Raw genomic sequence first — 19,490 nt, forward strand, 5'->3', positions numbered from 1 at the left:
GCGATGAGCGGCCCTTCGGGCGTTTTGGCCGCACTCGACGTACGGCTCGGTGCGTTCGGGTTTTCGTGCCGGGGTGTGTTGCGTTTCGAGGACGGACATTCGGCGCCATCGCTGGCTGAGGGCGAGGCGGCATCGACTGTGGTGCTCGTCGGTGTCGCCGGCGGCGCGATGTGGCCGGTCTTCAGCACTTGGCGCGCGGCGCAGGGCGACGGTGGTGGATCCGATCCGCTGGATCGTTGGTCCAAACAAGTAATCGATGCGGTGGCAGAGGAATTCGAGGCTTCGGCCTGTTATCCGTCAGAGCCGCCTTACCAACCGTTTCAGACATGGGCCATGCGGGCGGAGGGTTTGAAGCCATCGCCGCTCGGGATCCTGATCCATCCACGCTTCGGCCTCTGGCATAGTTATCGTGGCGCGCTGCTGTTTCGAGATTGGCGCGATGAGATCGTAGCATCTGAAACGGTGGCTCATCCTTGTGAAGCCTGTGTGGACAAGCCTTGCCGCTCTGCCTGTCCTGTCGGGGCCATCTCCGAAAGCGGCTTCGACGTCGCGCGCTGTCGGCAGCATCTGGTGACGCCGGTCGGGCAGGCTGGTTGCATGGTCTCGGGCTGCCTTGCCCGCAATACCTGTCCTGTCGGCGCCGAGTTCCGCTATCCGGATGCGCAGCTCGGCTTTCTAATGCAGGCGCTGACGCTGCCGGGCTGAGACCGATGCCGATCGTGGGGAATTCCTGGTGTGCAGCCTTCACAATGCCTGGAATCACAGCCAAGAAGCGGAGCCATCGAAAGGGCACTGCGTGCGAAAAATCCTCTCCGTCATCGGCTTCCTGACCTGCCTGTCCCTGCCGTCGCTCGCGCTTGCCGCTTGCGAGGAGATCAGGGACGAGGCCAGCAGCTATATCGCCTGCAGCTTCGATCCCGCCCGCGAGGACATCCGACTGCATCTCGGCGGGCCGGAGGGGCAAGCCTATGGCGGGTTTGCAAAACTTCACCAACAGCTCTGGGCCGAACGGCGCGTGCTGCTCTTCGCCATGAATGCCGGCATGTATCACGACGATCTGTCGCCGGTCGGCTACTTCGCCGAACATGGCAAGGTGCTGAAGCCGGCGGTGACCGGCGGCGGCTGGGGCAATTTTCATCTGCTGCCGAACGGGGTTTTTCTGATGAAGGACGGCAAGGCGGAGGTGAGGGAGACGAAAGCCTTCGTCGCCAGTGGTGTCGTGCCGGATTTCGGCACGCAATCGGGACCGATGCTCGTCATCGATGGAAAGCTGCATCCGCGCTTTCTGGCCGACAGCGACAGTTTTAAGATCCGCAATGGTGTCGGCGTGGATTCGAAGGGCCATGTGCACATGGTCGTCTCGAGGGTGCCGGTGCGGTTCTACGACTTCGCAGCCTTTTTCCGAAACCGGCTGGGCTGCGACAATGCGCTTTATCTCGACGGGACGATATCGAGCGTGTTCAGCGCCGAGGACAAGCGGATGGACAGGCTGTTTCCCATGGGGCCGATCCTGTCGGTGAGCATACCCATCCCGCAATAGGGTCTCAGAACATTTCGCGCAATTGCGCACGCAAAACCGGTTCGCACCTTTGCTGGAATTGCGCTAGACGGCCGCCTTCGGATAGGCGCGCTCCAGGCCGCCGGAGCGGGCAAGGCCGGTGCGGAAGGCGGCGAAGGCCGGATGCTGGCTGGAGCGGGCGACTTCCATCAGGCGGATCTGCAGGCGGGTTGGCGCATGATTGCCGATCCATTCGCCCGTGCGTTCGAGCTTCAGCGAATTGAGAAAACGGCTTTCGGACGCGATGTCGAGATAGAGACTGAGACCTTCGAGCAGGGCGTCGTCCTGGGCCGGGTTTTCGAAGATGAGCTTCAGGAAGGCCTGGTCCGGCTCCTGCATCGAGGCGATCTTGGCGGCGACTGTGTCGCGATCCGGAAAGGCTGACATGGGTTTGCTCCTCACATGGTCAGGGCTCTCGGAAACGGGATAACCCGCATCCATTAGGACCAGCTACACCACAACAAGTTTGCCCGAGGCTTGCCCCGCTGGCCCGAGAGCCCGGTTACTCGTGGCGGAGGGCGTCGATCGGGTTCATCTGGGCAGCGCGGCGGGCCGGGAAATAACCGAAGACCATGCCGATCGCGGCCGAGAAGGCAAAGGCCAGAAGGATGATCGACGGGCTCGCTACGAAGGGGACCGACATCAGTGTCACCGCCATATAGGCGATCCCCAACCCCAGCGCGATGCCGACCACGCCGCCGAAGACGGAGAGGGTGACGGCCTCGACCAGGAACTGCATCAGCACCTGGCGCTCGACGGCGCCGATCGCTAGCCGGATACCGATCTCGCGGGTGCGCTCGGTGACCGAGACCAGCATGATGTTCATGATCCCGATGCCGCCGACGAGCAGCGAGACGGCGGCGACGGCGCCGAGCAGGCCGGTCATCAGGGTGGTCGTCCCGGTCAGTGTGGCCGCCATCTGGGTCATGTCGTTGACGGTGAAGTCGTCGTCACGACCCGAGACGATCTTGCGGCGCTCGCGCAGCAGGCGTTCGACATCGGCCTGGACCTTTGATGTCGAGACGCCGTCTTCGGCCGAGAGCATGATGCTGGACACATCCGTCGAGCCGCCAATGCGGCGCTGGAAGACCTTGAGCGGCATCATGACGACATCGTCCTGGTCGCTGCCCATGCCGCTCTGGCCCTTCTTCGCGAGAATGCCGATCACCTGGCAGGCGACATTGCCGACGCGGATCGTCTGATCGACCGCAGGCGTGGAACCAAAGAGCTTGGTGCGCACCGTTTCGCCGACGATGCAAACGGCCTGGCCGCCGCGTTCCTCGGACGCAAGGAAGGTGCGGCCGGAGGCGAGTTCCCAGTTTTGCGCGATCAGGTAATCGTCTCCCGAGCCGACGATTGTGGTCTGGCGACTCTGTCCGCCAGCTATGACCGTCTGGCTTGACTGGTTGATGGCGGCGACGGCGCGCAGGCCCGGGATCTGCTCGCGGATCGCCTCGATGTCACGAATGGTGAACTTCTTCGCATCGGTGCCAGCGCGACCGGGGCCGAACTGGCCGGGCCGGACGAAGAGGAGATTGGTGCCGAGCTTGGAGATCTCGCTCGTCACCTGCGCGGTCGTGCCATTGCCGATCGTCACCATGGCGATGACGGCGGCGACGCCGATGACGACACCGAGTACAGTGAGGAAGGAGCGCAGAAGGTTACGGCTGATCGCGCGGAGCGCAAGTTTCAGGGTTTCACCGAACATGGGCGCGCGCCTCCTCGATCCCGCTGTCGGACTGGATATAGCCATCGACGAAGCGCAGGGTCCGCTTCGCATGGGCCGCGATATCGTCTTCATGAGTGACCATGATGACCGTGATGCCGTGGTCGCGGTTGAGGCCGGTAATCAACTCCATGATCTCGCGGCTGGTCTTCGTATCGAGATTGCCGGTCGGTTCGTCGGCGAGCAGCACGGCGGGGCTGGTGACGATGGCACGGGCGATCGCGACACGTTGCTGCTGACCGCCGGACAGTTCCTGCGTCGTGTGGTTTTCGCGGCCGGATAGGCCAACCTGGGACAGCGCCTTGAGCGCCCGGGCACGCCGCTCGCGAGGGTCCATGCCGCGATAGACCAGCGGCAGTTCGACATTCTCGACGGCGGAGGTGCGGGCGAGCAGGTTGAAGCCCTGGAAGACGAAACCCAGCATGTGGCGGCGCAGCAGCGTGTATTGCGCGCGGTCGAAGCCAGTCGTGTCGATGCCCTGGAAGAGATATTGACCTGAGGTCGGCACGTCGAGGCAGCCGAGGATGTTCATGGCGGTCGACTTGCCGGAGCCGGAAGGGCCCATGATGGCGACGAATTCTTTTCGGTCGATCGACAGGTCCACCCGGTCGAGGGCGCGGATCGTCGCTTCGCCGCGGCCATAGACGCGGGAGATTTGGCGAAACTCAAGGAGCGGGGAGGTGGCCATAGCGCGCTTCAGCCGTTGCGGACGGTCTGGTCGGTAATGACCCGGTCGCCTTCCTTCACTTCGCCCTTGATGATGACCGTGTTCTGTCCGTCGGAGGCGCCGATCTCAATGTTGACCGCGACGGGTGCGCCGTCACGCAAAAGCCAGATGGTGCGTTCGCTGCCTTCGGGCTCCGGCGCACTCTGCGGCGCCTCGCGGGGCGGGCGGAACAGGCTGAAGACACCGCTACCGCCGCCGGTGGTTTCCGCTGTGGCTGTCGCAGGCGGGGAATAGCGCAGGGCCGCATTGGGAATGAGCAGGCCGTTTTCAACCGACTGTACGACGATGTCCGCCGTCGCGGTCATGCCCTGGCGAAGCAGAAGATCGTCATTGGCGACCGAGAGGATGCCCTTGTAGGTGACGACGTCGCTCACTGTCTCGGCGGCGTATCGGATCGAGGTGATCTCTGCCGGGAAGCGCTGGTCGGGGAAGGCGTCGACCGTGAACGTGGCGGCCTGGCCGACGGCGACCTGGCCGACATCCGCTTCGTCGATCGAAACCTGCAGCTCCATCTGGCGCAGGTCGCCGGCGAGGGTGAAGAGGGTCGGGGCTTCCAGCGAGGCGGCAACGGTCGCACCCGTGTCGACGTCACGCGAGAGCACGATGCCGTCGATCGGCGAGACGATCGTCGCCTTGGACACGGAAAGCTTCGCCTGTTCGAGGGCGGCTTCTGCCGAGATCACGTCGGCTTCGGCGCTCTGACGCGCGGCTTCGGCGGCCTGAAAAGTGTATTCGGCCGTGTCGAGATCCTGTTGTGTGGAAACGCGGCTCGATACCAGCGTTGTCAGGCGATCGAGCTTGGCCTTGGCCGACGCTTCGTCGGCGCGCGCCTTCGACACCGAAGCGCGCGCCGAGGCGAGGGCGGCTTCCTTGGCCTTCAGGTCGGCGCTCAGCTTGTCGGTATCGAGACGGGCCAGCACGTCGCCCTTCTTAACCTCACTGTTGAAGTCGACCAGCACTTCGCGGACCGTGCCCGACTGTTCGGAGGAAACGTCGACCTGGACCGTCGGCTCGACCGAGCCGGTGGCTGTCACCAGGACCGTTAGGTCGCCGGGCTTCAACTCCGATGTCGTGTAGCTGACCGTGGTTCCGCCGGCCGTCCAGAGATATGCGCCATAGGCGAGGCCGGCGAGGGCGACCAATCCGACGATGCGCAGGCCCCCGCGGGTCTTCGGCCGGGCCGCCGCCGCCAGGATCGTCTTCAGCTCCTCCGTCTCGGGAGAGGTCTCAGGCTTCACGTCGTTTTCCACGTCTACTCCGTCACACTCATGCAATGGTCCATACATTGGACCTAAACCGGCACCGCGCGCTTGATCGGGGTCAATCGGCGTGATGGTTCCATTGGCATGGAGATAGAGGTTCGGTGGAGAAAGGACAGTGAAAGATTGGTAAGGTTGAACGGCCGCCGCTGCAGCGCAGTGGACGTGGGCTTGGTGGCGGGTCAGATAGCCGCCTCTCGGCATATGACGAACGGGGCCAATTGAGGCCCCGTCCCTTTATCAGAATGTCATCAGGCGATGCGAACGCCATTCGAACCGAAGAAGTGCAAACCGGAGGATTTCGCTCCGATCTTCACCATATCGTCCATCTCGATCCGTGAGCGACCTGCCACCCGGAAGACAATGTCGCTGCCATCCGGCAATGTCGCATGCACATAGCTCTCGGCACCGACAAGCTCGACGGCGGCGACCTTCACGGTTGCCTTGAAAGTGTCGTCGTCCAGCCCGTCTGGGATGACATGAAGGTCTTCCGGTCGAATGCCGAGGGTGGCGGTGCCATTCGGGACCGCTGCATCGGCTGTGAGTGACCAGTTTCCGGTTGCTTCGACATTCTGCAGTAAGTTCATCGATGGCGACCCGATGAAGGTCGCCACAAAGGTCGTCGCCGGGCGCTCGTAAAGCTCGATCGGCGTGCCCACCTGTTCGATCCGTCCGGCGTTCAGGACCACAAGCCGGTCGGCAAGGGTCATGGCCTCCATCTGGTCATGGGTTACATAGACGCTGGTGGTGGCGAGCGAGCGTTGCAGCCGCTTGATCTCGACGCGCATTTGCACTCGCAGCTTGGCGTCAAGGTTCGACAGGGGTTCGTCGAACAAGTAGGCGGCGGGCTCGCGCACGATGGCGCGGCCCATGGCCACACGCTGGCGCTGGCCGCCGGACAATTGGCGTGGTTTGCGCTCCAAGAACTGTTCGATCTCCAGCGCCTTTGCTGTCCGTTCGATACGGCGATCGATTTCATCCTTCGGCGTGTTGCGGTTCTTCAAACCATAAGCCAGGTTCTGCCGAACGGTCATGTGCGGATAGAGTGCATAGTTCTGAAAAACCATCGCAATATCGCGCTCGGACGGCTCCAGCTGATTGACGACGCGGTCGCCGATCGCGATTTGCCCACCTGAAATGCTCTCAAGCCCGGCGATCATGCGCAGCAGCGTGGACTTGCCACAGCCCGACGGTCCGACGAGTACAACGAGTTCCCCGTCGGCGATTTCCAGAGACACGCCTTTGATGGCTTCGATATTGCCATACATCTTGCGGACATCGTTCAAAACAATCTGGGCCATTACTTTTCTGTCTCCACAAGACCTTTGACGAACCATCGCTGCATCAAGACGACGACGATGATGGGAGGGATGATGGCGAGGATCGCCGTCACCATGACGTAGTTCCAGGGCGTGGAAGCGTCGGTGAAGTCGACCATGCGACGAAGGCCGATAATGATGGTGTTCATCTTGGCGTCATTGGTGACCAGAAGTGGCCACAGATATTGGGTCCAGCCATAGATGAAGAGGATCACGAAGAGGGCCGCGATATTGGTGCTCGACAGCGGAAGCAGGATGTCCTTCATGAAACGAAAGGGTCCGGCATTGTCGATGCGAGCAGCCTCGACGAGTTCGCCCGGAATGGTCAGGAAGAACTGTCGGAAGAGGAAGGTGGCGGTGGCTGATGCCATCAACGGCAAGGTCAGACCCGCATAGGTATCGATCAGCCCCAAGTCCACGATCACCTTGTAGGTGGGCAGAATGCGCACTTCGACGGGCAACATCAGCGTGATGAAGATCATCCAGAAGAAGAACATCCGGAACCGGAAGCGGAAGAAGACGATGGCGAAGGCCGACAGGAACGAAATGATGATCTTGCCGACGGCGATTGCGATGGCGACCACGAACGAGTTGAAGAGCAGGCGCTCAAGGCTCACGCCGACGACACGTTCGACGCCGCCAGACATGGCTTCCGTATAGTTTTCGACCAGATGGCCGCCGGGCAGTAGCGACATGGGCGGGCGGATGATCTCTTGCGACGTCATCGATGAGGCGATGAACGTGTAGTAGATCGGAAAGGCAACGATAATGATGCCGATCACGAGGATCAGATGGCCAATGAGATTGGCGACGGGGCGTTTTTCTATCATGTCCGATCCTCAGCCGTAATGGACCCGCTTCTCGACGAAGCGGAACTGGAAGGCAGTCAGGCCGATCACGATGATCATCAGGATGACGGACTGGGCTGCGGATGAGCCGAGGTTCAGGTTGACGAAGCCGTCGTTGTAGACCTTGTACACCAGGGTTTCGGTCGCCTTTGCCGGCCCGCCGCCCGTCACCGCATGGATGATGCCGAAGGTGTCGAAGAAGGCGTATACGGTGTTCACGACCAAGAGAAAAAAGGTCGTCGGCGCCAGAAGCGGGAAGATGATCGTCCAGAAGCGTCTGCTGCCACGGGCACCATCGATGGAGGCGGCTTCGATGAGGGACTTCGGGATTGCCTGGAGACCCGCAACGAAGAAGAGGAAATTGTAGCTGATCTGCTTCCATGCGGCCGCGAAAACGATGAGCGTCATCGCCTGGTCTCCCTTCAGGAGAGGGTCCCAGTCAAAGCCGGTTGAGCGCAGCAGATAGGCGAGGGTGCCCATGGCAGGGTTGAACATGAAGAGCCACAACATGCCGGCAACCGCTGGCGCCACGGCATAGGGCCAGATCAGAAGTGTGCGGTAGAAGGTCTGGCCGCGAACAACCTTGTCGGCGGCTGTGGCGAGAAGCAGGGCGACCGCCATCGATACCAGAGCCGTCAATGCGCTGAAGACGATCGTCACCTGAAACGCATGGAGATAGTTCGGATCCGAAAGGATATCCGAGAAATTGGAAAAGCCCACGAAAGTGCTTTTCAGCCCGAAGGGATCCTCCCTGAGCATGGACTGGTAAATCGCCTGGCTCGCAGGCCAGAAAAAGAAGATCAGGGTCAGGATGATCTGGGGCGCCAACAGGAGGTAGGGCAGGATTTTGTTCGGGAAGTGAACCGTGTGCAAGGCGATGCTCCTCAGCCGGCCGGAGAAAAAAGCACTGCCCGCACCTGGCGATGCGGGCAGTCTCGGGGCGTCGTCTGATCAGTTGCTGGAGACGGCAGCGATGGCTGCATTGCCACGGTCGACGATGCGGTCGAGCGTCGTCTTGGCATCCTGCGAACCGGCCAACATGGATTCGAACTCTTCGTTCATGATGTCACGAACCTGGGGCAAGTTCGGGAGGCGCACGCCCTTGGAGTTTTCGGTCGGAGCCTTGCCGGTCATCTGCAGGATCGGCGTTTCCCGTGCCGGGTTCTTCTCGTAGAAGCCGGAGGCCTTGGTTGCTTCGTAGGCAGCGTTGGTCACCGGCAGATAGCCGGAAACCTGATGCAGGCGCGCCTGGATTTCGGTCTGCGACAAGAAGTTGAAGAACTGAGCAATGCCCTTGTATTCCTCGTCGCTCTTGCCACCGAAGACCCAAAGGCTGGCACCGCCCGGAATGGTGTTCTGCGGACCATTGCCCTCGTAGTAGGGGAGCTGGCCGATGCCATAGTTCATCCCGGACTTTACGATGTCACCGAGGCCACCGGAAGACTCGGTCATGATGGCGCACTCACCCGACAGGAAGAGCTGCTTTGCCTCGGACGTGCGGCCCCCGTAGCGGAACGCGCCGTCCTTTGCCAAGTCGGCGATCGACTGGAAATGCTGGACATAAAGCGGCGAATTGATCTTCAATTCGACGGTGCCTTCAGCAAGGCCGTTTTCATTGGTGCCGTAGGAAACATTGTTCCAGGCGGCAAAGTTTTCGGTCTGGATCCAGGTCAGCCAGGTCGATGTCATGCCGCAAGGCGCTGCGCCGCTGTCCTTGATCTTGCGAGCAGCCTCGAACACTTCAGGCCAGGTCTTCGGCGGGCTTTCCGCATCCAGTCCGGCCTTGGTGAAGGCGTCCTTGTTGTAGTAAAGGATCGGCGACGATGAATTGTAGGGGAAGGACAGCATGGTGCCGTCCGGCTTGGAATAATAGGCAACGATGCCGGCCAGGTAGTCCGACTTGTTGAACTCGAATCCACCCTTCTGGAGCACTTCGGCGACCGGAACGATCGCGCCTTCGGCGCCCATCATGACACCGGAACCCGCATCGAACACCTGGATGATGGCCGGCGGCTGCTTCGAGCGGAATGCCGCAATGCCGGCATTCAGCGCTTCAGGATACGTGCCCTTGAAGACTGGCGTGATCTTGTAGTCGCTCTGGCTCTCGTTGAATTCCTTGGCCAGCTGGTCGACAACTTCGTTGTTTGCGCCGGTCATGGCATGCCACCATTGCAGCTCGGTGGCAGCAAAAGCGGAAGAGCCGAAAGAAAGCGAAATGGCGAGGGCCGCCGCGGATGCAGCGAAACGTTTCGTGGACATGGTGCCTCCCTGATGTTCCACCTGGTCCAGCCAATCGCTGGCCAAGAATGGACCCACGACAGATCCTCCCGATCCGGCGTGAGCTTGCTTCGATTTGAAGCGGCTCTCATTGAAAACGAAAACAAATGAACCTGCAACGAAATTGTGACAGCCGGTTGTCACAGATTGTGCACAATCAGAACGTTCGGGCGCATGGCCGGAAGGCTGTCGCATCGGAGCCTGGTGGCGACATCACCAGTGTGGACACCTTAAGGGGGTGCTTGACCTTCGGCTCCCGTCCGGTTGCGGCATTCGTCAGTCGGCCTGTTTCGCCGTCGCCACCGGCGCGGTGATCAGCTTGAACTCAACCATTTCCTTCGGCGTCAAGTAGTAGAGCCGGTCCGGGGGCGTTTCCAGGGCGTTGATCCAGAGCCCGCTGCCGATTCCCATCTCGTCCAGATGGCGGGCGATGCGCGCCGTGGTGCTCTGCGCCCCTGACATGGCCTGCTCGGGAGAGGGTTGTTCCTGTCCGGCATTGAAGACCTGATGGACGCCGAGAATGGCATTCTCTTCCGCTTCCCGCGTGACGCCTCCGGCAAAGACCAGAGGACAGGAGGAGGCGCAGAGCGCCTTGGTCGCAACCTTGGTGTTCAGGCCCTTTTCGCGGATCAGAGTCGACATCGCCAGAGCATCATCAACCGAGCCGCCCGGTGAATTCAGTGATATGGCCTTCACATATTCGCCGCGCGCAGCGATTTCCTCGGCGAATCGGTCGGCGGCACCCAGATCGATCGAGCCTTCCGCCTGGAGCAGGCCACCGGGCAGGAGTTCGAAGCGCATGGGCTGGCGCAGGACTTCACGAGATGTCTCCGGCTCGACCGGCGGACCTTGAGGCACGCCGTCCGTCAGGGCCGGCGGAAGCACCGGAGCGTCCGTCGTCATCGGGTCGTGGCCGGGAAGCGCCGCATTCGCCAGGCTCATTTCCCTGAGGTCAGTAAACAGGAAAGCCCCTGCTGCCGCCAGGAGGGCGAAGAAGGCGCCGCGCATCAGCAGACCGTCATCGGCGCGGAGAACGGCTTTCTTCAGGCGCGGGAACAGCGAAGAGGGTCTCACGCGGGAGGCCCCTTGCGCGGCGCCTTCGCCGACATGTCGAGGCTGGTGATGTTGGAGTCCGCCCGTCCGTGCTCATCCTCGGTTTCCGCAGCCTTCAAGGCCTGTTCCACGTCGATCCCCTGCCGACCGAGGGCACGCTGCACTTCCAGGGCTTCCAGCAGTTCGGCTGCCGTGATCCGCTGGGCAAAGGGCATGCGCTCTTCCTGCCGCCGGATCGCGCCGTGCACGACGGCCAGGATGAAGACGAGAACGGCGGGAAGCAGGTCGATAGAGATCGCGCCGGCCCAGGCCGGGATGAAATCGGCTGCATAACGCAGAACGGCTTCAGCGGATGACAATGGTACGAAGCGGCGTTCCGCCACTGGCTCACGTGCCAGAATGTCGTCTGCGGCCTGAGACAGGACCTGCGACTGGGCGGAGACCGAGGCGCGAATCGTCTGCATCACCTGGTCCTGTCGATCCGCAAGATCGGCCGCACGGCCATCGGCGACGGGCGCGATGAAACCGAGTGACAGGTCCTCGGCCGCGCGTTTGACGGAAGGGGCAATCGAGGTCTGTTCCAGCGAGGTGATGACGCCAGACAGAGCCACGACCTCGGCGGAAAAGTCGTCGCTGCGCGGGGCCACGGCCCCGGGTGCCGAAACAAGCGTGCGCATGGTCGCGAGATGGGCGCGCCCCTGGTCGAAGAGCGTGGTGACACGCTCACGGGAGGCTGCGATGCCGGTCTCGAGCTCGGTGAGCTGGGCGGACATCTGCGTCAGGAGCTGGACGACGCTGCCCGACCCCGTCGTTCCTGTCAGGGCACCGTTCTGACGTTCATCGTCCGCGAGCCTTGAAAAGCGCTCCGATGTCCGTTGGATATCCGGCAGCAGGCTTTGAGCGGCGAGCGCGTTCTGGTGCGCCTGATCGAGATCGGCCGTGTAGTCCTGTACCGTTTCGGCGAGATGCTGTTCGAGCGCCGCAGAACCTGCGAGGGCTGCCGCATTCAGCCAGCTCGACATGGCGATGATCATCGCGCAGCCGAGCGCCATCACGCCGATCATGGCGCCGCGGGACGCAGCGCCGGTGACATGCGGATAGAAGCGCGCCATGTAGGACCAGAAGGCATAGATCGCCACCGAAACTGAGGCCGAGTAGATGATGGCGGCAAAGAAGACTGCGGTCGGCGAGCCGTCGAGGAGACTGCGGACCCCCAGATAGGTGTAGACGCCGGAGGCGAGGGCCAAGACTGCGAGCGCAAAGCGCGTCATGGTTTCGACGGCGAGGACGCCGTCCTGCAAGCGATGCGATGCGCCAAGCGCCATGTAGACCTCCGACAGGAATGAATTCTTAACAAGCCCTTAAGAAGCGGGCGAAATGAAGGCTGTGGCGCGTCTTCTTTCCTATGTCGGTTTTTCAGGATGGGCGCCAAACTGCCTGACCGTATGTTGTGCTGACAGCCTTGCTGACGACGTGGACGGGTTGCGGCAGCCTCTGCTGCGATGGGGGGCGACAGCCCGATAGGGTACAAAGTCCCTAGTGGCCCTCAGACCTTCAGGGAGATTTTCGTTCGACCAAGCGACATGGCGCTGGCCTCGCTCTTCGAACACTGTCGAGCCTCGGAAACTGCGCAGTTCAGGCCTTGCAGGCCGCGTGGATCATCAAGAGGGGCGGGGAAACCCGGGGGACACATGGTACAGCTCAACAAGAACGATCTGGATTTCATTCTGCGTCAGATCAGGATCGCAGAAGCGCACGTCGAGGCTTACAATGCCGGCGTGGATCCACGGGTGGCCCTGGAGCAATTGGTTTCGAGCCCGCTGCTGCCTTATGGCCTGCGAACAGTCGATGGCTCCTTCAACAACTTCCAGCCGGGCATGACGCGTTTCGGCTCGGCAGACCAGCCCATGGTTCGTCTGCTCGATGCCCAATTCCTGCCGGCTGAAAACAATCCGCGGACCGGCGCGCCGACAAGCTACAACCAGACCTCAGGAAGCGTCTACGACAGTCAGCCGCGTATCATCTCCAATCTCGTCGCGGATCAGTCGATCAACAATCCGGCTGCGATTTCAGGTGCTCTTGCGTCCGTGGGCATTATCGGTGCGGACGCGCTGGCGATCATCGGCGAAATCATGCAACTGCAGGCGGCCGCCAAGGCCGCTCATGCCGCGGTATCCAGCGCCGTTGCTGACGCGCAGGCGCAATTTGACGCCGCCAATGCCAATGTCATTGCGGCGGCCGCCGATGTTCAGGAAGCCCAGGATGCTCTCGATGCCGCCAACGGCACGCTCCAGGCGACAATTGACACCCAGGCCACCGCCAGCACTGCATTTGTCAATGCCACTGCGGCGCTTGCAGACCATGCCCCGACACTGTCCGGCGCCCAGTCGGCAGCCATCGTGGCACAGACTGCAGTCAATGATGCGCAGGCCGAAGTCGACACCGCGACCCTTGCGCGTAACATCGCCTTTGCCGAAATGGGTCTTGCCGAGCAGGCCATGGAGGCGGCTCTCGCAAACTTCCAGGCAAACTCGTCTCCCGAGAATGCGGCCGCCTATACAGCGGCTTTCGAACTCTATCAGGATGCATCTCTGGCCTATGCGAACGCTGCTGATGTGGTGGAGGATGCTGAAGCAGCCCTCGACGCGGCACAGGCGATCCAGTCGACAGCCGTCGGGGATCTGCAATCGGCCATTCTGCTGCAGCAAACATTGGCGGATGCAGTGAGCGATGCCCAAGCGGATCTGTCGGCTGCCAATCTGGCTGTGACGACGGCAAATGCGTCTGTCGGCACTGCGGAAACGGCTCTGGACACTGCCAATGACGCCTTGGCCGCCGCGACGGATATCCTGGAGGACATTCCGACCGGCGTTGATGCTACGGCCGCAGCCGAAGCTACGGCTGCGGCTGCCGACGCCGCTGTCATCTCGGAACTGACCTCGCACGGCGTGGAGATGGACGGCGACAACGTCTTCATCAAGAATATCGCTGCAGACCTTGGGGACACAGCCTCCTTCAACGGCTTCATGACCATTTTCGGCCAGTTTTTCGACCATGGCCTCGACCTGACCACCAAGGGCAGCGCGGGTTCCGTCTACATTCCGCTGCAGCCGGACGATCCGCTCTACGACGCCAACAGCCCGACCAACTTCATGGTTCTCACCCGTGCCACCAATGATCCGGGAGCCGATAACATTCTCGGCACGGCCGATGACGTGCGGGACCACACCAACGAGACGACACCGTGGATCGACCTCAACCAGGTCTATACGTCGAACCCGTCGCACCAGGTCTTCCTGCGCGAATATGTGCTCGTGGGGGGCAAGCCGGTCGCGACCGGTCAGATGCTGGAAAGCGCCACCGGTGGTCCGCCGACCTGGAAGGATATCAAGAACCAGGCGGAATTTGTCCTCGGGATCAAGCTGCATGACCTGAACGTGCATGCCGTGCCGGCCGTGCTCACTGACTTTTACGGAGAATTCGTCCGTGGCGCGAACGGCTTTCCGCAGCTTGTGACGCCGGACGGCGCTCTGGAAGGCGTCATCGGCGCACCCGTGGATGCCTTGCAGGCGGTCTCGGCCGGTCGCGCCTTCCTCAACGACATCGCTCATGATGCCGTTCCCGGTGAATATGTCGTGACGCGTACGCAGCAGGGCCAGACTACTTATGCCCTGAAGACCGCCGACTCGGATGTTGCTACCGGCAATGCTCAGGCACAAGCCAACGAGTTCGGCGGTGTGTCCACTTACGACAACGAACTCCTGGACCGTCACTTCATCGTCGGCGACGGCCGCGGCAACGAAAACATCGCGCTCACGGCAACGCATGCCATGTTCCATGGCGAACACAACCGCCAGGTCGAGGAGGTCAAGAAGACCTTGATCGCTGAAGGCGATCTCGCCTTCTTGAACGAATGGCTCACGGTTGATCTCACCACGGGCCAATTCGCGGCCTTGCAACAGGGTTATGCCGCCGCGACGGACAAGGATGGCTTCCTCGCATCCCAGCCGCTCGTCTGGGACGGCGAGCGTCTTTTCCAGGCCGCCCGCTTCTCCACCGAAATGGTGTACCAGCATCTTGTCTTCGAAGAGTTTGTCCGGGCCATCGCGCCGCAGATCGATCCCTTTGTCTTTTCCAATTCGGTCGAAATCGACAGCGCCATCTTCGAAGAGTTCGCCCAGGTCGTCTATCGTTTCGGCCATTCGATGCTCGCCGAAAATGTCGAGATCCTGAAGTTTGCCAATGGTCAGGTCAGCGCTGAAGAACAGGGCCTGATCGACGCCTTCCTCGATCCGGTCATGTTCGATGCCCAGGGTGTCGATGCGCATGCCGCCGCTGGTGCGATCCTGCGCGGCATGACCCGCCAGGCCGGCAACGAGATCGACGAGTTCATGACCAGCGCGCTGCGCGACAACCTGGTCGGCCTGCCGCTCGATCTCGCGGCCCTCAACATTGCCCGTGCACGCGAAACGGGCGTGCCCTCGCTCAATGAAGCCCGCCGGCAGATTTTCGAGCAGACCCAGGACACCTATCTGAAGCCTTATGAAAGCTGGGTCGATTTCGCCCAGAATCTGAAAAACCCGCTGTCGATCGTCAATTTCATCGCGGCCTACGGCACGCATGCCACGATCCTGTCAGCCACAACGGCCGAAGCAAAGCGCGATGCGGCATGGGATCTCGTCTTCGGAAAGGCAGATGAAACATCCACACAACGCGAGGCTCGCCTCGACTTCCTTAACTCAACGGGCTCCTGGGCCAATACTGAAACTGGTCTCAACAAGGTCGATTTCTGGATCGGTGGCCTCGCCGAGACCCTGATGCCCTTCGGCGGCATGCTGGGCTCCACCTTCACCTTCGTCTTCGAACTGCAGATCGAAAAGCTGCAGAACGGCGACCGCTTCTACTATTTGAGCCGTACGCAGGGCCTCAATCTGCTCACGGAACTGGAGAGCGACAGCTTCGCCGACCTGATCCGCCGCAATACTGATACCGAGGAAGTCGGCCTGCACATCAATGGCGCAGCCTTCCAGACAGCCGATTACATCATCGAGATGGATCAGTCCCGACAGTATAATGAGGGCCTCGGAAACAACGGAAACGATGATCCGACCCGCGCGCCCGATGTCATCTCCGCGATCACCGGGACCGACAGCCTCGTCACCCGCGCTCAGGACTACATCAAGTACAATGGCGGCGAGCATGTCGTGCTCGGTGGCACCAACCGGTCGGAAACGATCATCGGCGGTGCCGGCGACGACACGATCTGGGGTGAGGGCGGCGACGACCGGATCGAAGGTGGCTACGGCGTCGACCACATCCATGGCGGCGAAGGCTCCGACATCATCACCGACAGCGGCACCGATATCGGCGCGGCCGACGTACTCAAGGGCGAGGGCGGCGACGACCTGATCAATGGCGGCATGGGCCTCGACCTGATCTTCGGTGGCGATGGTTCCGACATCCTGTCCGGTGGTTCGGAAGCGAAAAGCATCTTCGGTGGTCAGGGGAATGATTTCATTCGCGCTGCCTCGGGTGGCGGCGGCGTCGTCTACGGCAACGAAGGCGACGACTGGATGGAAGGCCAGGGGAACATGAATACCCTGACCGGTGACAATTCGGAACTCTTCTTCAACTCCCGTGTCATCGGCCACGACATCATGATTTCGGGCGAGAACGACACCGATTTCGATGCCGAATCCGGCGACGACATCATGGTCCAGGGGATCGGCATCAACCGCAGCAATGGCATGGCCGGCTTCGACTGGACGACCTTCAAGGGCAACGACTACGACGCTGATGCCGACATGAACGTCAGCATCTTCGTCAACCAGCAGAACAACATCCTGCGGGATCGCTACGATCTCGTCGAAGGCCTGTCCGGCTGGAAGAACAATGACAGCCTCACCGGGCGCGACGTGGTCATCGGTGGTTACGATGCGGCCGGCAATGCAGCGCAGGTCACCCCGGACGCGCCGATCGAGAGCTTCTCCAACGCGCTTCTCGAAAAGAACGTCGACAACATCACCGGGCTTCGCGAGCTCGTGGCACACCTCGAGCGCTTCGTTATCACCAACCCGAACAATGCCAATGGCGATAGCCAGTTGGCCGTTATGGACACGTCCGATGGTTCCGACATCCTGCTCGGCGGCGGTGGCTCCGACATGATCCGCGGCATGGGCGGCAACGACATCATCGACGGCGACAAGTGGCTCAACGTCCGCATCCGGATCGATGCACCCGGTGGTCCGTATACGGCCGACAGTCTGGCCGGCCCGGTCTACCTGGAATCAGACCTCGTCAACGGAATGCTGAAGCCGAATGCCGTTGCACAGCTGGAAGGCGCGACGCTCGACAGTCTGCTCTTCAGCCGGACCTTCCGGCCCGGCCAGCTATCGATGGTTCGAGAAATCGTCGATGGCGGCGGTGCTGACGATGTCGATACCGCGGTCTACTACGACAATTTCGATAACTACGAGGTCACCTACAACGATGACGGCAGCGTCACCGTTGCCCATGTGAACCCCACAGCAGGCGTTGTGGACACGGTATCCGGCCGCAATCTGCAGGCAGAAGGCACGGATCGGCTGTTCAATATCGAGAAGATCCAGTTCGCAGACCGGGTGCTCGACCTGCGCAATATTGCGCCGGAAATTGCGCTCGACGGCTTCGATACCGTGACGCGCGTGGTTGCTGACAACTTCAATTCTGCGAGCGCCAACAACAATTCCGGTACGACCAGCTTCGCTTCTGGCTGGGTCGAGGCAGGTGACGGAAACAACTCGGTTACTAGCGGCAACATCCAGATCGACCAGGGAAACAGCAACGAACTGCGCTTCAATCCGAACGCGGCTGACGGTGCAACGATCACGCGATCCCTTGACCTGTCGGGCATGCAGTCTGCGACCGTAAGCTTCAGCATTGAAGACGATGGCGTAACCGCAGGCGGCTTTTTCGGTGACAATGAAAGACTGCATTTCGAATATGCTGCGGACGGCACGAATTTCGTGACCGTGGCGACTTTCAACGGCAACAATGGTGGAAACCAGTCTATCACTTTGCCGATCGGGAGCGGCTTCACCGCAAATGCCGCGATCCGGTTCCGGCTGGAGGGCACACTCGACGCGGGCGGTTTCTTGGCCACGGCCGAGCGTTTCATTGTGGACAACCTGGCTGTCAATGCCACTGGTACACAGCTCGTCACGCCGCCCAATCAGAATATAACCAGCACCTTTGTCGAAGGCCAGGCACCGATCTCGATCGGATCGCAGCCCCTGATCACGGATGACGGGCAGCTGCTGGCCTCGGCTCGGGTGGTTCTCACCAATGCCCAGGCCGGCGACAGCCTCGCCGTGGGTGGTCTTCCCAACGGGATCACCCCGACGACGACGCAAGCGGGTGGCACGATCGTAGTGACACTCACTGGCGAAGCGACGCTCTCGGCTTATCAGGCAGCGATCCAGGCGATTACCTTCGCCAACGGTTCGGACGCGCCTTCCATCATCCCGCGGGTCATCGAAGTTACCGTCAATGACGGACGTCTCGACAGCGAGCCGGCCACGCATACGGTGACCATCACGCCGGTCGACGATCCGACCAATGCCAACAACGATACGGTCATCACCAATATCGGCCGTGGCACGGCGATCGTCATTCCGGAATGGGCATTGCTCTATAACGACAGCGATCCGGACAATGTGCTCGACGTCTCCGCCGTTTCGACGAACGGCCAGAGCGGATTGACTAACGTCAGTCTCAACAATACGGCGAGGCTGGTGACCTTCACCGATCCGACGAATGGCGGGGCCGGCGGCAGCTTCGGCTATACGGCGACCGGGGGGAACAGCGATACCGCAACAGTCACCTTGTCCTATGACACGTTCGGGACATTGAGCGGGACCAATGCGTCCAACATCATGGTCGGCGACAACGCGTCCAATACCATCAATGGCGGTGGCGGCAACGATGTCATTCTCGCTGGTGAGGGCAATGACACGATCGAACAGACCAGCGATCAGGGCCACGATATCGTGGACGGCGGTGCCGGCAACGACACCTATGTCCTGACCGGAATTGGCGGGCAGAATGGTGCGGAGCGGTTCCGGATCTACGCGGTGACCAACAACCAGAATGCTGCGCTTGCTGCGATGCTGGGCACGGCCTTCCTGCCGACGACGGAAATCGTCATTACGCGCGCCTTGGCGAACGGTATTGAGACGGTTGTTGCCGAACTCGACAGCATTGAGGAAATCAGGATCAATACGCTCAACGTCACCGCCGACAACAACAATGGCGGCCCGGACGGCGGCACGAGTGGTGGTGACATCATCGAGATCGTCGGCAATTTCGATACGACGAGCCTGAACTACTCGACCATTACCATCGAAGGCTCCGCTGGAGACGACGTGGTCGACATCTCGGCCCTGACCTCCGCCCACCGGATCGTCTTCCGCTCCAATGGCGGCAACGACACGATCATTGGCGGCTTGCGTTCCCAGGATGTCGTCGAGGTCGCGGCGGATGCCAATCCGGAAGACTACAGCGAAACCGACAATGGCGACGGCACGACGACGCTCTCCAATGGCAGCCACTCGCTGACCTTTACCGGGGAGGCGCCGACCCTGGTCGGTGCCGGTGAAGGCGATGACCACGATGACGACGGCCCGGATGATGACGGTTCTGACGATGACGACGTGGTGGTGCCTCCTGCGACGGGCGGCTCATCC

General features: G+C 61.4%; 13 protein-coding genes. 3 read left to right on the forward strand and 10 right to left on the reverse strand.

Annotation, left to right across the window (positions count from 1 at the left end):
• Positions 1 to 3: 3 nt before the first annotated feature.
• Both E9677_RS22535 and E9677_RS22540 read left to right on the forward strand, forming a co-directional pair.
• On the forward strand, positions 4 to 705 hold the full coding sequence (locus E9677_RS22535; RefSeq protein WP_136560303.1) for a ferredoxin: 702 nt from the start codon (positions 4 to 6) through the stop codon (positions 703 to 705).
• 91 nt (positions 706 to 796) lie between these two features.
• Positions 797 to 1,540, forward strand: a complete 744-nt coding sequence (locus tag E9677_RS22540; RefSeq protein WP_136560304.1) for a phosphodiester glycosidase family protein — start codon at positions 797 to 799, stop codon at positions 1,538 to 1,540.
• Positions 1,541 to 1,603: 63 nt separating this feature from the next.
• Here E9677_RS22540 and E9677_RS22545 read toward each other — a convergent pair whose 3' ends face one another.
• The 10 genes from E9677_RS22545 to E9677_RS22590 all read right to left on the reverse strand — a co-directional run bounded on the left by E9677_RS22545 (position 1,604) and on the right by E9677_RS22590 (position 12,092).
• Positions 1,604 to 1,945: a hypothetical protein gene (locus tag E9677_RS22545; protein WP_136560305.1), complete on the reverse strand. Its 342-nt coding sequence runs from the start codon at positions 1,943 to 1,945 to the stop codon at positions 1,604 to 1,606.
• 115 nt (positions 1,946 to 2,060) lie between these two features.
• Positions 2,061 to 3,266 carry an ABC transporter permease gene (locus tag E9677_RS22550; RefSeq protein WP_136560306.1) on the reverse strand — a complete coding sequence of 402 codons (1,206 nt, stop codon included), beginning with the start codon at positions 3,264 to 3,266 and terminating at the stop codon, positions 2,061 to 2,063.
• Positions 3,256 to 3,972, reverse strand: coding sequence for an ABC transporter ATP-binding protein (locus E9677_RS22555; protein ID WP_136560307.1), 717 nt, complete (start codon positions 3,970 to 3,972; stop codon positions 3,256 to 3,258). The genes E9677_RS22550 and E9677_RS22555 overlap by 11 nt, the downstream gene beginning before the upstream one ends.
• An 8-nt stretch (positions 3,973 to 3,980) precedes the next feature.
• Positions 3,981 to 5,297, reverse strand: a complete 1,317-nt coding sequence (locus E9677_RS22560) for an efflux RND transporter periplasmic adaptor subunit (protein WP_168801303.1) — start codon at positions 5,295 to 5,297, stop codon at positions 3,981 to 3,983.
• Between the two features lie 224 nt (positions 5,298 to 5,521).
• The gene (locus E9677_RS22565) at positions 5,522 to 6,571 is read right to left on the reverse strand and encodes a sn-glycerol-3-phosphate import ATP-binding protein UgpC (RefSeq protein ID WP_136560308.1); all 1,050 of its coding nucleotides are present in this window, start codon (positions 6,569 to 6,571) and stop codon (positions 5,522 to 5,524) included.
• On the reverse strand, positions 6,571 to 7,419 hold the full coding sequence (ugpE, locus tag E9677_RS22570) for a sn-glycerol-3-phosphate ABC transporter permease UgpE (RefSeq protein ID WP_136560309.1): 849 nt from the start codon (positions 7,417 to 7,419) through the stop codon (positions 6,571 to 6,573). The genes E9677_RS22565 and ugpE overlap by 1 nt, the downstream gene beginning before the upstream one ends.
• Before the next feature lie 9 nt (positions 7,420 to 7,428).
• Positions 7,429 to 8,310 carry a sn-glycerol-3-phosphate ABC transporter permease UgpA gene (gene ugpA, locus E9677_RS22575; protein WP_136560310.1) on the reverse strand — a complete coding sequence of 294 codons (882 nt, stop codon included), beginning with the start codon at positions 8,308 to 8,310 and terminating at the stop codon, positions 7,429 to 7,431.
• Positions 8,311 to 8,388: 78 nt separating this feature from the next.
• Complete coding sequence (gene ugpB, locus E9677_RS22580) at positions 8,389 to 9,696, reverse strand: sn-glycerol-3-phosphate ABC transporter substrate-binding protein UgpB (protein WP_136560311.1); 1,308 nt, start codon at positions 9,694 to 9,696, stop codon at positions 8,389 to 8,391.
• Between the two features lie 294 nt (positions 9,697 to 9,990).
• Positions 9,991 to 10,722 carry a COG3904 family protein gene (locus E9677_RS22585; RefSeq protein ID WP_136560329.1) on the reverse strand — a complete coding sequence of 244 codons (732 nt, stop codon included), beginning with the start codon at positions 10,720 to 10,722 and terminating at the stop codon, positions 9,991 to 9,993.
• Positions 10,723 to 10,784: 62 nt separating this feature from the next.
• Positions 10,785 to 12,092, reverse strand: a complete 1,308-nt coding sequence (locus tag E9677_RS22590; protein ID WP_136560312.1) for a hypothetical protein — start codon at positions 12,090 to 12,092, stop codon at positions 10,785 to 10,787.
• Between the two features lie 366 nt (positions 12,093 to 12,458).
• On the opposite strand from E9677_RS22590, the gene E9677_RS22595 reads away from it, so the two are divergent.
• The coding region (locus E9677_RS22595) for a peroxidase family protein (protein ID WP_328591185.1) at positions 12,459 to 19,490 on the forward strand (7,032 nt) is incomplete at its 3' end.

The sequence above is a fragment of the Peteryoungia rhizophila genome (assembly GCF_004912145.1).
GTDB lineage: Bacteria > Pseudomonadota > Alphaproteobacteria > Rhizobiales > Rhizobiaceae > Allorhizobium > Allorhizobium rhizophilum.

Coding starts and splice junctions, on each gene's coding strand:
- E9677_RS22535 (WP_136560303.1), top strand. CDS start 4: ATGAGCGGCCCTTCGGGCGTTTTGGCCGCACTCGACGTACGGCTCGGT.
- E9677_RS22545 (WP_136560305.1), bottom strand. CDS start 1,945: ATGTCAGCCTTTCCGGATCGCGACACAGTCGCCGCCAAGATCGCCTCG.
- E9677_RS22550 (WP_136560306.1), bottom strand. CDS start 3,266: ATGTTCGGTGAAACCCTGAAACTTGCGCTCCGCGCGATCAGCCGTAAC.
- E9677_RS22555 (WP_136560307.1), bottom strand. CDS start 3,972: ATGGCCACCTCCCCGCTCCTTGAGTTTCGCCAAATCTCCCGCGTCTAT.
- E9677_RS22560 (WP_168801303.1), bottom strand. CDS start 5,297: ATGTATGGACCATTGCATGAGTGTGACGGAGTAGACGTGGAAAACGAC.
- E9677_RS22565 (WP_136560308.1), bottom strand. CDS start 6,571: ATGGCCCAGATTGTTTTGAACGATGTCCGCAAGATGTATGGCAATATC.
- ugpE (WP_136560309.1), bottom strand. CDS start 7,419: ATGATAGAAAAACGCCCCGTCGCCAATCTCATTGGCCATCTGATCCTC.
- ugpB (WP_136560311.1), bottom strand. CDS start 9,696: ATGTCCACGAAACGTTTCGCTGCATCCGCGGCGGCCCTCGCCATTTCG.
- E9677_RS22585 (WP_136560329.1), bottom strand. CDS start 10,722: ATGCGCGGCGCCTTCTTCGCCCTCCTGGCGGCAGCAGGGGCTTTCCTG.
- E9677_RS22590 (WP_136560312.1), bottom strand. CDS start 12,092: ATGGCGCTTGGCGCATCGCATCGCTTGCAGGACGGCGTCCTCGCCGTC.